Origin of the sequence: Paenibacillus sp. FSL K6-1217 (genome assembly GCF_045040735.1) — a bacterium.
Lineage (GTDB): Bacteria > Bacillota > Bacilli > Paenibacillales > Paenibacillaceae > Paenibacillus_AQ.
Genome location: NZ_CP150271.1, coordinates 2787666 through 2802868, shown reverse-complemented (window position 1 = coordinate 2802868; position 15203 = coordinate 2787666). Strand labels below are relative to the sequence as shown.

Below are 15203 nucleotides of genomic sequence, written 5' to 3'. Positions count from 1 at the left end.
TCAGGGAGGGCTAGACTTGGCGACTATTGCTCAGAGATTGCGCGGAGGCCGGATTCAGGCCAGCCTGCAGACGAAGTTTTTCCTGACCTTCATGCTGCTCCTGCTGATTGTGCTGGGCTGCTTCCTGGTCTATGTGAATTATATGGTGATTCAGCCGCTGAAGGACAAGACGGAGAATGAAATGAAGACAGCCGCTGCCCAGGTCAGCGATCAGCTGAACCTCTATATCAATAACCAGAACCAGCTCTCCCAGCGGATTCTGTCGAACAAAGAAGTGTTCACGCTCTTGTCCGCAGGTGATTACTCGCAGCTTACCCTGGAGGGGCTTACCCGGAGCCGCAGGCTGAAGGACATCATGTTCCAGGCGCTCGGGCCGAGTCTGAACATTGAGGATATGATGATCTATGATCTGACAGGCGAGCGGATAGCATCTTACATTGGTTACGCCGACAGTCCGCCTTCACTCCGGCCGTTCCTGGAGGAGAGCAGCAAGCTGGCGACCTGGACTGCAAGCGGTTACGCGCTGTACCGCCAGGGGACAGATGCCATCTCTTTTGTGCGGGCGATTATGAACCAGAATGGTCAGGTATACGGTTATCTGGCGGTTCAGCTGGACCAGCGGTACTTGAACAGATCTGCTGCGGGCCTGGCGGGCGGCAAGGTCTACATTATGGATCAGGAGCAGCGGCTGGTCTCGAGCTCCCCAGCACTACGGGAGGGTGAGGCGGCTCCGGCATTCACAGCACCGGCATCGGCACCGGCTAACGGAATCTATCTGAGCAGCGGCCAGAACTATGTAGCGTACCACCAGTCTGCCGAGACGGGCTGGACCACCTATGTGGTGAACCCCAGGAATGTGGTGCTCGGCCCGGTCAATTCAGTCAAATACATCTCCATTCTGCTGATTACGGCGCTGATACTGTTCTCGTTCATCTTCATCTACTTCTCGATCCGAAACCTGCTGCTTCCGATCCGCAAGCTGCGCAGCCAGATTCTGCGTATGAACTACAGCAACCTGAATATGAAGGCAGCCCCCCGGACCCACAACAATGAACTGATTCAATTGAACGGTGCTTTTCAGGAGCTGCTGGAACGGTTACAGGAATCTATTGAACGCGAGAAGCTTGCCCTGCACGAAGAAGTGAAGTCGCGGAATTCGGCCTTGCAGGCCCAGATTGCCCCGCATTTTATTCATAATGTGCTGTATCTGATCAGTATTGCCGCCCAGGAGGGTAAAAACAGGGTCGTGAGCGACATGTGCAAGCATCTCTCGGACAGTCTGCGCTATATAGTCTCCTCCCCTTACCAGCATGTGACATTGACCGAGGAGCTGATGCATACCCGGCATTATTTGTCCCTGGTTCAGCATAATTTCGAGGACGACCTGGCGTGGGAGATTGACGGGGACGAGGCGCAGGGCCGGATCGAGCTGCCCCGGCTGGTGATTCAGCCGTTCGTGGAGAACTGTATAGAGCATGCATTTAAGAATACAGATCCTCCCTGGAAAATTGAGGTGCGGGTGAAGGTATACAACGGCCTGTGGGCCATCGAAATCCGGGATAACGGGGAAGGCTTCGAGCCGGGCCGGATCAGGGACATTCTGGACAATATCGAAGGCTCGGATTCAGGGGCGTACGAGCTTCAGCATCATACTTCAGGTATCGGCAATATGGGGATTGTGAATACGGTGAACCGGCTGAAGCTGATGTACAGGAACCGGCTGTTCTTCAACATCTACAACCATTCGGACGGGGAAAAAGGCGCCACGGTCCAGATTATCGCATCCATGAGTAAAGACTTCTACTAGAACCGGGGAGGGACAGCCATGTATACCGCCATCATTGCCGAGGACAGTAAGCCGATTCTGCGGAATATCGGAGCCCTGATGCAGTCCATGGAGCTGCCTATCCGCATTACCGCCACCGCATCGAACGGGCTGGAGGCGCTGGAATATATCAAGGCCCATCCCGTTGATATTCTGTTGACGGATATCCGTATGCCCAAGCTGGACGGGCTCGCGCTGATTGAACAGAGCAAGCAGGCCCAACCGGGCTTGAAGGCTGTGCTGATCAGCGGCTACAGTGATTTTGAATATACGCGAAAAGCACTGGGTCTTCAGGTCTTCGACTATCTGCTGAAGCCGGTGGAGCGCCATCAGCTTGCCGAGGTGATGCAGCGGCTGGTGCTCCATCTGCAGGAGCAGCAGGGCAGTGTGAAGGAGCTGCCGGAGGGTATGGGCGCAGCTCTCCAGAAGACCAAGAGCAGCGAGGAGCTGTTCCGGCAAGTGGAGCAATATGTGCAGGATCAGCTCTACGCCCCGCTCTCCATTACGGAAGTCGCGCTTAAGTTCCACGTAAGCCCTTCCTATGTCAGCCGGATCTTCAAAAAATATTCGCAGCAGACCTTCGTGCATTACAGCATGCGGCTGAAGATCGTCGAGGCCTGCCGGCTGCTCGCGCTCAGACCGGAGCTGAAGGTGAAGGAGCTGGCGGAGCGGCTGTCCTTCGGCGACCAGCACTATTTCTCTAAGGTGTTCAAGGAATATACGGGCGTAAGCCCGACCGAATATAAGGAAGGCCGAAGTAGCGGCGGGTAGTTGGTTTGAACTTAAAATTTGAGTTGAGGGAAAAGTGGCGGAGGGGAATTTTGGAACTGTAGGAGCGGTAGCGACCGCCTTTGTCTGCGGATTTCAACCATTAACAACGGGATAAATTAAGAAATCTGCAGACAACAGCGGCCGGAAGTCCAAAACTTCTCTGGAGTCACGGTTAATCCCGCAACAACAAAATCATTAATGAGACGGCAGCGCTGCTGATAGGGCGCTGCCTTTTTTATTTGCCGTATTTTCCCGGCGGGATGCCCGTGATGTTCTTGAAGGTGCGGATGAAATTGGCATAATCATTGAACCCGGACAGATAACAGGTATCGGACACGGAGTTGCCGGCGGACAGGAGTTGCTTGGATAACGCGATTTTTTTGAGCAGGACATAGCGGTAGATGGTGCCTCCGGTCTGTTGCTTGAACAGATGGCTGAGATAATATTTATCCAGATTCAGCTCCCCGGCGATATGATCCAGCGATAGATTGAGATGCAGATGGTTGTCGATGTAGCTCATCGCGGATTGAATGTGGGAGGAGATGATGCTGGGCACGGCGGCACGGGTGCGGCTGTACAGCTCGTTGACCAGCACCAGAATCTGAATCAGATACGTAAGGGAAAGTACCTCGCTGCCGTACTGCTTACGCTCCAAGGCTGCAATCAGCTGGGAAGAGAGGGCGGTATACTCCGAGAGCAGCGGCTCCTCCATCCGGGCCAGGTTATTCTCCCCGGGCTGGCGGTTCTGGAAGCAGGCCAACAGATTCGTAGTCGCCGTACAGAACGGATAGACCAGCGGTGCTTTGAAATGAATGGTCAGACGCTCATAAGGCTCGGGGGAGCGGTTGATGATTTTATGAATCTCATGATTGTTGAATAACAGGACGTCGCCGCGTTCCAGCGGATAGCTGTACTGGTCCACGAAGCCGTTCACGCTGCCGCCCAGGAACAGGAAGATTTCATAGTGGTCATGGATATGGAAATCCCTTGTCGGCGAGATCGGAGAATTGCCGATCCCGGCCAGAATATCGCCGTCGAACGATTCATAATAACGGGAATGCTTCATCACCGCCGCTCCTTTCTTGTTGATCGCAACATACGCAATAAAACATCATTATTCGCAAAGACATTGCAATAATACCACAATACACTAGAGAAGAAGAATACCTGAGAGGGTGGAACTAGGGATGAGTGGAAGGGAACAGCGTAAATACTGGCTGGATACGATGCTGCAGATCGGAGGTCCGGTCCTGGAGGCACTCTCCGCGCGGAGACTGAAAGAACAGCTCCCTACGGAGTTTCACAGGGCGCGCAGCCAGTTTGCGCATCTGGAAGCTTTTGCGAGGCTGGCCTGCGGGATGGCTCCCTGGCTGGAGCTTCAAGGGCTTGAGGGTGAAGAGGAGCGCTTAAGAGCCCGTTATGCCGGGCTGATGCTGGAAGCTCTGGATGCGGCGGTCGATCCGCAGTCGCCTGACTATATGGAATTCAAGACCGAAGGGCAGCCGCTGGTCGATGCGGCATTTCTGGCCCATGCGCTGGTGCGTGCACCGAGAGCGGTTACAGCCCGGCTGGACACACGGGTCAAAAGCAATCTGATTGCGGCGCTGAAGCAGACGCGGAGGACCGCTCCGAGCGGCAGCAACTGGCTGCTGTTCAGTGCGATGGTGGAAGCAGCCTTATATCTGCTGGGCGACCCGGAGTATGACCGGATGCGGGTGGGTTATGCGGTCCACATGTTCATGGACTGGTACAAGGGTGACGGAGTCTATGGAGACGGGAAGGATTTTCACTGGGATTACTATAACAGCTTCGTGATCCAGCCGATGCTGGTGGATGTAGTTACCCTTTTTGAACAGGAGAGCGGGGAGTATGCCCGGCTTAGACCCATGGTCATGCAGCGGGCGCAGAGATATGCTTCCGTGCTGGAGCGCAGCATCGCCCCGGATGGAACCTACCCGTTCCTCGGGCGCTCGATTGTCTACCGGTTCGGGGCATTTCAGCTGCTGTCGCAGGCGGCGCTCCAGCATTTCCTGGAAGACTCGCTGCCCCCGGCCCAGGTGCGCTGCGCCTTGACCGCTGTCATTAGCCGGATTATGCGCTATCCCGGTACGCTGGATGCGAACGGCTGGCTGCAGCCGGGGATCTACGGCTATCAGCCGGAGCTGGCCGAGAGCTACATTAATACGGGCAGTCTGTATCTGTGCGCTGCTGTTTTTCTGCCGCTGGGCCTGCCTCCTGCTGACCCCTTCTGGTCGGGCGGGGACATGAAATGGACGGCACAGAGAATCGCAGACGGCGAGAACGTGATGCGGGACCATGCTTTGGAATAAGGGATAGAGACAGACTGAACAAGAGAGGAAGCTCAGGCATGAACATACAGGAACTTAAGACAATCGTAGAGAACATGAAGCCGGCAGATCGCAGCCTATATTATCCGCGGGGGGATTCGGCTGCTTTTTGGAGTGAGGCGGCATCTTCTGAAGTGCTGCAGGCCAGTATCAGTGAGATTCGTGCAGAAGCACAGCGGCTGGAAGGGCAGCCAATACCGCTGTTGCCGTATAGTTTGTTTACCCTTTTCCGGCAGACGGGATCGAGACTGGAATATGAGCGGCCTTATTTTGAACGGAGAAGAAGGCTGAATACGTATGTGTTCCTTAGTCTGCTGGAGCCGGAGAACGCAGCAGCGCTGGAGCAGCTTACAGATATTCTATGGGCGATCTGCGATGAGTACACGTGGTGTGTTCCCGCTCATCTTCCTGAGAAGCATGATGCTGCTGAGATCAACCGGCATATTGATCTGTTCTCCTCCGAGACAGGCTTTACCTTAAGCGAATGCCTGCTGCTGCTCGGGGAACGTCTCCCGCTGCTGCTCCGCTCCCGGATACGCAGTGAGGTGGAGCATAGAATCTTCCGGCCGTTCCTAGCACATGGCCCGTATTTCTGGGAGACCTCCACTCACAATTGGGCGGCGGTCTGCGCAGGTTCTGTGGGTGCAGCTGCACTGCTCCTTGTGAAGGACAAGGATATGCTGGCGGAGATTCTCCTGAAGACAGAGAGCAGCATGAATTATTATCTGCAGGGCTTCGGGGAAGACGGGGCCTGCCAGGAGGGGCTGGGCTACTGGAATTACGGATTCGGCTATTTCACTTATTACAGTGATTTGCTCCGTTCAAGAAGCGGAGGCAGGCTGGACTGGTTCAAGCAGGAGAAGGTGGCACAGATCGCCCGCTTCCAGCAGCAATGCTTCATTGACGGCAGCTATGTCGCCAATTTCTCCGACTCCGTCCCCCGGGTGCGGGTGCATATGGGACTCTCCCATTATCTGGCGGAGGTCTATCCGGATGTCCTGCGCCCGCCGTCTGCGCTGCGCGCCCCGTTCACGGAGGATCACTGCAGCCGCTTCGCACCGGCGCTGCGCAATCTGATCTGGACAAGAGCCGGGCAGGAGAACGAGTCCTGGGAGGCCGGGAGCAGCTATCTGCCTGATGCCGCTTGGCTCGTATCGCGGCATTTCTGCGCTGCGGGCGAGTTCGGCTTCGCCGCCAAGGGCGGCCATAACGACGAGCCGCATAACCATAATGACCTGGGCCAATTTATTCTGAGCGGCCGGGGGGAGATTTTCGCGGCCGATCTGGGCAGCGGAGAGTATACGGCGGACTATTTCGGGACCGGCCGTTACGGCTATGACTGCAACGGGTCGCAGGGACATAGCGTGCCAATTATTGACGGCCAGTATCAGGGGGCCGGACGGGAGTTCCATGCTGACGTACTGCATGCTTCGGCAGCAGCGGCGAAGGATGAGCTGACGCTGGAGCTGGCCCGGGCGTACCCGGCAGCCGGACTGCAATCCCTGGTCCGTTCGCTGGTCTGGCATAAGGAGGAGCTGCCCCGTCTGGAGCTGACTGACACCTATCGGCATGACGGAGCTCCGGCAAGCTGGACGGAACGGTTCGTAACGTGGCGCAGACCGGAGCTGCCAGGTCCAGGGTGCGTATTACTCCCGGGAGCTGCTGAAGGGAACGGTGTTCAGGTAACCTATGATCCGCAGATCGTCCGGCCGGAGATTACCGCACATGTGTACCAGAACCATTATGGCCAGGACACGGTGTGGCATAGTCTGGACTTCCAGGTCATCCGGCCTGAGGCAGAAGGCGTATTGACCTTTACTTTTCAATTTCTATAGATGACAGCAGGCAGGGGATATCATTCAGATAAAGGCGGGATTCAGATGAGCGGAACATTGGGGCAGGCCTGGGTAGATGAGGCCTGGAGCAAGGCGCTGGAGAAGACGAGAAGAAACAGTGTGAGCATCGGGGCGGAGTTCCCGCATGCCAGTCAAGGCGGCAAGTATGTCCTGGAAGTGCCGAGCTGGTGGACTGCCGGCTTCTGGCCGGGCATGCTCTGGCAGCTCTACGCAGGGAGCGGCGATGAGAGCCTGAAAGCGGTAGCCGAACGCTGCGAGGAGCGGCTGGATGAGGTGCTGGACGGCTATGTGAAGCTGGACCATGACCTTGGCTTCATGTGGCTGCTGACCAGTGTTGCCAATTACAAGCTGACGGGCAGAGATGAATCACGGGTCCGCGGACTGAAGGCTGCCAATTATCTGGCTGCCCGCTTTAATCTGAAGGGCCGCTATATCCGGGCCTGGAATCCATGGAGAGAAGGCGAGGACAACAGCGGCGTCGCCATTATCGACTGCAGCATGAATACCAGCCTGCTGTTCTGGGCCTCCGAAGTTACCGGAGACCCGCGTTACCGGCATATCGCCGAAGCGCATATGGATACGGTGCTGGAGCATTTCATCCGGCCGGACGGCTCGGTCTATCACATTGTCAACTTCAACCCGGAGACCGGAGAAGTAGTGGAGAAGCTGGGCGGGCAGGGGTATGCGCCGGAATCGGCCTGGTCGCGCGGCGCGGCTTGGGCGCTCTACGGGCTGGCGTTGGCCTATCACCATACCGGTAAGCTGAGCTATCTTCATGCGGCCAAGCAGGTCGCACATTTCTTCCTGACCCGTCTGCCGGAGGATCAGGTTCCGCATTGGGATTTCCGCGCTCCCGGTGATGTTGGGGAGATCCGCGATACTTCTGCCGGTTCCTGCGCGGCAAGCGGTCTTCTGCTGCTGGCCGGGCAAGTGGAGGAGTCGGAGGCACATGTGTACCGGAACGGGGCGCTGAGAATTACCGAATCCCTCTACCGGAACTATGGAACCTGGGATGATGCAGAGGAACAGGGGCTGCTGCTTCACGGCACCAGTAACTATCCCGAGAACCGGAATATCGATGTGCCGCTGATCTACGGCGATTTCTTCTATGTCGAGACGCTGGCCCGGATCAAAGGAGCAGGCTCGTTCTATTGGGAGTAGGAGGAGTATGACAATGACGAACGATAAGATGCCTCCGGTGACGGGAGATCCGTGGACGGTTAATCCACGGACGAACAATCTGGGGATTCCGTGCAATCCGCTGAAGACTCGAAGTGATCTGCTGGCTGCGCTTGAACAACTGACAGAGCCGCTCCGGCCGCTCTATAGCAGAGGAAGCGCTAGACTGAATATTGGTATTACTGGAGCGAGCTATCCGTCAGCCACCGCCGGGATGGAGGGCTTCTCCCGGGTGCTGTGGGGACTGATCCCGCTGCTTGCCGGAGGCGTGAACAGTGAGCTATGGGGCACGATGCTAGAAGGCATCCGGCACGGCACCGATCCGGCCCATGAAGAATATTGGGGCGAGGTGCAGGACTACGACCAGCGGCTGGTGGAGATGGCAGCCTTCGGCTTCGCACTCGCAGCGATCCCGGACCAGATCTGGTCCCCGCTTGCTCCGCAGGAGCAGGAGCATCTGTATCACTGGCTGAATCAGATCAATGCTCATCCCTGCTACGACTGCAACTGGCTGTTCTTCAACGTACTGGTGAATATCGGGTTCCGTACGATAGGAAGGCCTTATGATGCGGTGCAGCTGGAGAGGAACCTGACGAGGATGGATGCCTTCTATCTGGGGGAAGGCTGGTACAGCGACGGTGTTAATGGACACTGCGATTATTACGGACCCTTCGCCATTCATTACTATTCGCTGCTGTATGCGAAGCTGATGGAGCAGGAGGACCCGGAGCGGGCCCGGAAGTTCAAAGAGCGGGCCCGGCTGTTCGCCGCCGAATTCCTAGGCTGGTTCGCCCGGGACGGCGCTGCGCTTCCTTATGGCCGCAGCCTGGCCTACCGGTTCGCTCAGTCGGCGTTCTGGAGCGCGCTGGCTTATGCAGAGGTGGAGGGCTTCCCTGCCGGAGTGGTCAAAGGTATCATCCTGCGTAATCTGCGCTGGTGGTTCCGCCAGCCCATCTTCGATGCAGCCGGTGTGCTGACCATCGGTTATACGTATCCGAATCTGGTCATGGCAGAGAATTATAATGCTCCCGGTTCGCCCTACTGGGCGCTGAAGACCTTCCTGCCGCTTGCCCTCGGCGCGGAGCATCCGTTCTGGAGCGAACCGGAGTTGCCGCTGCCTGAACTTCCGGCTGTAATGGTCCAGCATCCGGCCCATCTGGTCCTGGTCCGTGAGCCGGAGTCCGGTCATGTGGCTGCCTTCAACAGCGGGCATCTGTCCACTAATGAGCATACTCATACCTCGGCCAAGTACGAGAAATTCGTCTATTCCACAGGCTTTGGATTCAGCGTTCCCCGCTCCGAATGGGGTCTTGCGCAGGGAGCCTATGATTCCATGCTTGCGCTCAGCGAAGGCGGGGACAATCTGTACCGCGTGCGGCGGCGGAATCTGGAGACGGAGATTATTGACAATGTCCTGCGCTTCGTCTGGCAACCGTGGACGAATGTAGAGGTGAGAACATGGGTCGTGGCAGGCTTGCCCTGGCATATCCGGATTCACCGGATTGAGACAGGCCGTGCCCTGGATGCCGCAGAAGGCGGCTTCGCCCTGGGCCAGGAGACGGAGCTTGTGCAGCAACTGGACGGACTGACAGCAGCGGCAGCTACCCCATGGGGCACAAGCGCCATCCAAGGGCTGAAGGGCTATACGAAGGCTCAGTTAATCTCGCCGAATGCCAACACAAATCTGCTTCATCCCCGGACAGTGCTGCCTACCTTGACGGCATCGCTTGAGCCTGGAGTTCACTGGCTGGCCTCGGCGGTATACGGTGACCCTTCATCCGCGCTGCCAGCAGACGGTGCAAGGGCGCTCGGCCTGGGGCTGGAGCAGGCTCCTGATGACCTGCTCCAGGTCAAGCTTGCCGGAAAACATATTACGGTGCTCACCTCCGGCGGGGCAGAAGTCAGTATTCCAGTACAGTAGCACAGCATCAGCTTCATAGCGCCATCATACAAGCAGGCCAGCAGCTTCTCCTTTGGAGAGGCTGCTGGCCTTTCAAGGCTAACGGACCAAACTGTATGTTAAAATGTTAAAAACCGAACACAATTAGACTGGGAGCGGCATAGTGAGCCAATGAGGAGCACTACTGCCCCGAATCCGCCGAAAGTCCCCTTATTTCAACCATCCCTCCGCCAGCTTCACCATCTCTTCCTTAGTGAAGAACTGGCCGCTCATGTCGTTGATCTCGTAATGGATCAGCTCCCGGCTGCCCGGAATCTCCGTTGACCATGCCAGACTGTTGCCGCCGGTATAACGGGTGTAGAGCATCTCCGTACCGGAAACGGTCAACTTCTCGGAGGTAAAGTCCACCTGTTCATCCACGTACTGTGTCATCGGGCCGCTGGTTCTGCTGATGTGTACACTGACTTCCTGATCCCCCTTCCGGTAGAAGGCGGTAAGGTTAAGCATCTGATCAGACAGCTCCACCGGGAGCATGGCATAATCCTTGCCTGATTGCTCGGCCTGCTGGCGCAGCTTCTCCGCTGTTGCTGCCGCTTCCTCGGCTGCCGGAGGATGGAGCAGATTTAGCGGCTGGAAATAGACAGAAGCATTATCAAAGGTATACCCGTCTCCGATCACCGGTGCCAGCGCCACCTCTTGTCCCTCCAGCTTAGCCTGCAACGCCGAAAAATCGCTATACAGGACTGGCTTCGACCGGGTATCCGTTACTCCGCCGGAGTTGTGGGGGAGGACATAGAAGATAGCCGCTGTGCCTTCAGCCAGCAATTGCTCTCCCAGCTGTCTGGTGTAGTCAAGCCGCTGGGTAACCTCTTCCTGCAACGTCGGGAAGGAGGCGGCCGGCTTAACCTGGAGCGTAACCTCCCCGTTCTTATTATTTAGACTCTGATAGTGGACTGCGGCGAACCCTGAAGTTGCGGTGAGCAGCAGCCCCGTCATCACCAGAATCCCGACTTTATACTTCATGAAAAATCTCTCCTTTCGATCTCTTTCCGTATACAGCTGCCGCATGACACGGCTGTGCAAATCGGTCTCGCCAACCTTTGTCTTAAGAAGGATTTCTTTCAATTCCTTGTCTTCGTAGGAGAGCATAATGATCTTCCCCTTTCGCATCGGCATAGTATTTGCGGAATTTTTTGGCGCTCCGTTCATATTTTTTACGCAGCCGTGTACTGCTCTGATGAAGAATCAGGCTAATATCCTGATAGCTCATCTCCTCTACACTGCGCAGAATCAGCAGATTCCTCTCCTCTGCTGTAAGCATAGCCATGGTGCGCTGCACCTTCTCATCCGGGTACATCGCTTCAATCTGCTGATCCACAGGCCGGTACTGCTTCTCATCCTGATAGAAGAACCTCAGTACCCCGCTCAGCTTCCGTCTGCGGAGCACATCGATGCATTGATGATAGGCAATCTTGTATAGCCAGGCTGCGAAGGGCACATCGGATTTGTAAGCGGTCAAGGAACGGTACGCTTTGAGAAAAACCTCCTGCGCGCTGTCCTCGGCTTCAGGATAGGTGCCGAGCATATGATAACAGTAGAGAATAATCGGCTTTTGGTAATGAAGCAGCAGGTGCTCGAACTCATCGATGGCGCCATCAAGCACCTTGTCTATAATGCGGTGTATGGTCTCACTCTCCAATCGTCTTCCCTCCTTTCAATGAGTACAACGGATGACGGAGAGGAATTGTGACCAGGACTTTAAAAAGCCCAACCAAAACAAACCTCAACTCAAAAAAACCGCCGCCAGCCCCTGCACGCATATGAAGCATCCGGTGCAGAGAGTGGGGCGGGCCGTATGGGAGATAGCCATTTATTCCGTATTGCTACGGAACTGATTGGGCGTGAGCCCCTTGTACTTTTTGAACACCTGATAGAAATATTTCGTGTCATTATATCCCGACCGCAGAGCGATATCCTCGATCCGCATTCCGGGATCTTTGAACAGCTGGCAGGCATGCTCGATCCTGACCTTATGCAGGTAATCGATGAAGCTGATCTTAAGCTGCTGCTTGAACAGCAGGCTTAAATACCCGGGGGTGATATAGATCTCCCTGGCGACAATCTCGCGGTTGATATCCTTCATGAAATGCTCACCGATATAGCTCTTGGCCGCTTCGAGCAGCTTGTTGCTGTTCTTCTTGGACGTCAGATGCTCACTGACCCGCTGGGCCGTCTCCAGTAGAGACTGGAACAGCTGATCCAGACTGGAGCGGGACAGGACATGGATCAGCTCGGTCAGATTCTGCCCGAATACCTTGTTCACGTTGACGTTGTTCTCTATACATAATTTATACAGGGCGAAGAACAGGGCGAAGCCGGACTTGATCACCTGGTCCCTGGACACCGTCTCAGGCTGCAAAGCCACATTGAACAAGGTCAGCTTATCGGCGATATCTCCTGGAGAACCGCCGCGCACCGCCTTCAGCACCTCCTGCTCCTCATGCAGGGGATAGGAGGATTGAGAGGACTCGGCATCGAATTCCCCGCTGTATTCCACGATTTTACCGGTACCGGTGTAGTTGGTTGTATTCAATGCCTGGCAAGCCTCCACGAACGAGTGGCGCAAATGCTCAATATTCTTGTCGATACTTCCGATGCCGGCCGATACCGTGAACTTCAGGAAAAGGGCGATATTACTCTGAATGGTCCGGATATAGCCGCTTAGCTCCTCCTGGTCTGGCAGCTCGTCCGTATTCAGGATCAGCACAATATCGTCCTGATGCTCGAAGGCAACGCAGAGGACAGCCTCCGGCAGCGACTCCTCGCAGATATTTTTCAGCCCGTACTTCAGCAGCTCCGTATCCTCATGCATATACTTCTCATGCAGCAGCTGGAAATTATCGATCCGCAGCAGAATGATGCCGTACAGCAGATAAGGGAAAACCAGCTGGTTCATCTTCAGATTGGCCAGCAGCCGCGGATACGATGGACTCTCGGTGAGAACGAGCTGGCTTAAGGTCTTCTCCTTCAGCAGGGGCAGACTCTCCCGGAAGCCTTGCCGCAGATGCTCAAGCGTGGTAATTTCCAGCTTCTCCGACTGAATCTGCTCAGTGATCGCCAGGACAGTGCTCAGAATCTCCTGCCTGCGGCTCGGCTTCAGCAGATAATTGCTGACTCCCGATCTAATGGCTTGCTGGGCATAGGCGAAATCATCATAGCCGCTCATAATCACCGATTTAACCCGGGGATACTTCCCGGAGACGATGGTGATCAGCTCCAGTCCGTCCATTTGCGGCATCCGGATATCCGTTAGCATAATATCGACCGCGCATGTGCTCAGGAGGTCGAGCGCCTCCAGGCCGTCTCTTGCTTCGCCTACAATATGGATGCCGTGCGACTGCCAGTCAATCAGGGTCCGTATGCCCACCCGTGCCCGCTCCTCATCATCCACAATAATCATGTTATACAAGGGATAGTCCCTCCGTTCTGAATATTTTTATTCATCCGCCGGGGCTTCAGCTAATTCTGCATGTCATTGACTATAACCGGAACAATGATCTCCACACGCGTGCCCTCTCCGGGAACACTGGTATAGTTCAAGGCATAGTCACCTTTATAAAAATGCTTCAGCCGCGCCTGTACATTCTGCACCGCATAGCCGCCGACATCCCGGGCAGTGTACACATCTGTCTCATCAGGCATGGCAAGAATCTTCTGCAGCATCTCGCTGCTCATTCCGCCCCCGTTATCCTCAATCACGAACCTAAGCTGCTCTCCGGTGCGCTGTCCGCTGATGCTTACCCGTCCGCCGCCGCGCTTGCGTTCAATGCCGTGGATCAGCGCATTCTCAATGAACGGCTGCAGGCTGAGCTTCAGAATGACATAGGCGTACAGCTCTTCCGGGATATCAATTACATATTCCAGGGATTCCTGGAACCGCATCTTTTGCAGGGACAGATACAGCTCAATCAGTTCTTTTTCCTTGGCTACACTGGTGAAGCTCTTGCCCTGGTTCAGGCTTAACCGGAACAGCCGGGAGAGGTTGATCACCATCTCGCTGATCTTGTCCTGTCCCGCAGCCTCCGCTTCCCAGAATATCGTGTCGAGCATGTTGTAGAGAAAATGGGGGTTGATCTGGGATTGCAGCGCCTTCAGCTCCGCTTCCTGCTCCTTCAGCTTCAGCAGATAGGCATCGTCTACAAGCGCCTTGATATTGCCGACCATATTATTATATCCCCGGCTCAGCTGGCCGATCTCATCCCAGTATTTAATCTCCACCTTCTCCTCGAACTGCCCGTTCTGGAAGCGCCGCATGGACAGAAGCAGCGTCTTGATCGGCGCGGTCAGGAAGGAGGAGAAGAACATCAGCAGGGGGATGCTCAGCACCAGGCTGGCTAATACCATAACCAGCACCGCCGATTTAATGGAATTAAGCTCCCGGGTAAGCGAAGAGAGCGGAACACTGTAGAGGGTGATCCAGCCTCCCTCATTGATATTGTAATTGAGCAGCGTGTCCTTGCCCTCCAGGCTGACGATGGTGTTGCCGGAGAGAATGCCGGCCTTGGCCTGCTTCATCACGAACTGTGCGGCTTCGGGGGTATAGGTCTCCTTGCCTGCTGACAGAAGCTGTGCGCCCTGTTCACTCAGAATAAGGATGCCGTGATCCTTGTCGTACAGATTCGTCAGATACGTTCTGCGGATGGTCTCCAGATTAATTCCGACGAACACGAAGCCGATCCGGTTCCCGTTCACAATATCGCGGATAATCCGGGTCATGCCGAGCTTGTCATTGCGGTTGCTCTGAATGAAGACATTGTTCTCTTCTGTCAGCGGGAACCAATAGGAGGCTCCGTTTAAGGCTACTGTCTGTTTATAAGTATCATTTGAGGTAATTTTGCTCAAGCTATACGCACCGCTGCTGTCATCGGTTGCAACCTGAAACAGCGGCTCGGACAAGCTGCCGTAGAGAGCCAGATAGTCGAAGTTTCCGGTCACCAGCATCTGGTTCATGATCGACGCGGTGGGTCCGTTATAGAGCTGGTTCTCAATTTTGGCCGAATCCGGAGTATTGCTCCTCAGCGTGTCCTGGACAACTGGAGTGAGGCTGAAGACCGTGACCCAGTCGGCTAACGTCTTTTGCATACGGGCGAGATTGCTGTCAATTTGCTTGAGCACACTCTGATTGGAGTTGCTGACCTTATTGATAATCTGCTGCTTGGAGATCGTATAGGAGTAGGCCCCCAGCGTGCAGGCTACCCCGGTAATCAGCAGGAAGATCAGAATGGTTATCTTGTATCGCAGGTTCATATTCAAGTAGTAGCGCA

11 protein-coding genes are annotated in these 15203 nt (G+C 55.5%); 6 read left to right on the top strand and 5 right to left on the bottom strand.

Going from position 1 to position 15203, the window contains the following annotated elements; all coding sequences use genetic code 11:
* Positions 1–16 precede the first annotated feature (16 nt).
* On the top strand, positions 17–1807 hold the full coding sequence (locus tag MHH28_RS12585; RefSeq protein ID WP_405115344.1) for a sensor histidine kinase: 1791 nt from the start codon (positions 17–19) through the stop codon (positions 1805–1807).
* A gap of 18 nt (positions 1808–1825) precedes the next feature.
* Positions 1826–2596 (top strand): response regulator, encoded by a 771-nt coding sequence (locus tag MHH28_RS12580; protein ID WP_405115342.1) that lies wholly within the window; start codon positions 1826–1828, stop codon positions 2594–2596.
* A gap of 235 nt (positions 2597–2831) precedes the next feature.
* Here the strand turns inward: MHH28_RS12580 and MHH28_RS12575 are convergent, their stop codons facing one another.
* Positions 2832–3662 carry a helix-turn-helix domain-containing protein gene (locus MHH28_RS12575; RefSeq protein WP_405115339.1) on the bottom strand — a complete coding sequence of 277 codons (831 nt, stop codon included), beginning with the start codon at positions 3660–3662 and terminating at the stop codon, positions 2832–2834.
* A gap of 121 nt (positions 3663–3783) precedes the next feature.
* Here MHH28_RS12575 and MHH28_RS12570 point away from each other — a divergent pair, with 121 nt between their 5' ends.
* From MHH28_RS12570 to MHH28_RS12555, 4 genes are read left to right on the top strand one after another with little or no spacing between them, the layout of a single operon-like run.
* Positions 3784–4926, top strand: coding sequence for a DUF2264 domain-containing protein (locus MHH28_RS12570; RefSeq protein ID WP_405115337.1), 1143 nt, complete (start codon positions 3784–3786; stop codon positions 4924–4926).
* 38 nt (positions 4927–4964) lie between these two features.
* Positions 4965–6779 carry a hypothetical protein gene (locus MHH28_RS12565; protein WP_405115335.1) on the top strand — a complete coding sequence of 605 codons (1815 nt, stop codon included), beginning with the start codon at positions 4965–4967 and terminating at the stop codon, positions 6777–6779.
* Between the two features lie 45 nt (positions 6780–6824).
* A complete protein-coding gene (locus MHH28_RS12560; protein ID WP_405115333.1) occupies positions 6825–7961 on the top strand; it encodes a glycosyl hydrolase in 1137 nt (378 codons plus the stop codon).
* A 13-nt stretch (positions 7962–7974) separates the two neighbouring features.
* Complete coding sequence (locus tag MHH28_RS12555; RefSeq protein WP_405115331.1) at positions 7975–9900, top strand: DUF2264 domain-containing protein; 1926 nt, start codon at positions 7975–7977, stop codon at positions 9898–9900.
* Positions 9901–10089: 189 nt separating this feature from the next.
* Here MHH28_RS12555 and MHH28_RS12550 read toward each other — a convergent pair whose 3' ends face one another.
* The 4 genes from MHH28_RS12550 to MHH28_RS12535 form a co-directional block, all read right to left on the bottom strand.
* Positions 10090–10902, bottom strand: a complete 813-nt coding sequence (locus MHH28_RS12550; RefSeq protein ID WP_405115329.1) for a hypothetical protein — start codon at positions 10900–10902, stop codon at positions 10090–10092.
* Between the two features lie 82 nt (positions 10903–10984).
* Entirely contained in the window at positions 10985–11578 is a 594-nt protein-coding gene (locus MHH28_RS12545; protein WP_405115327.1) for an RNA polymerase sigma factor, read from the bottom strand.
* 171 nt (positions 11579–11749) lie between these two features.
* A complete protein-coding gene (locus MHH28_RS12540) occupies positions 11750–13339 on the bottom strand; it encodes a response regulator (protein WP_405117044.1) in 1590 nt (529 codons plus the stop codon).
* Between the two features lie 59 nt (positions 13340–13398).
* Positions 13399–15186, bottom strand: coding sequence for a sensor histidine kinase (locus MHH28_RS12535; protein ID WP_405115324.1), 1788 nt, complete (start codon positions 15184–15186; stop codon positions 13399–13401).
* Positions 15187–15203 lie beyond the last annotated feature (17 nt).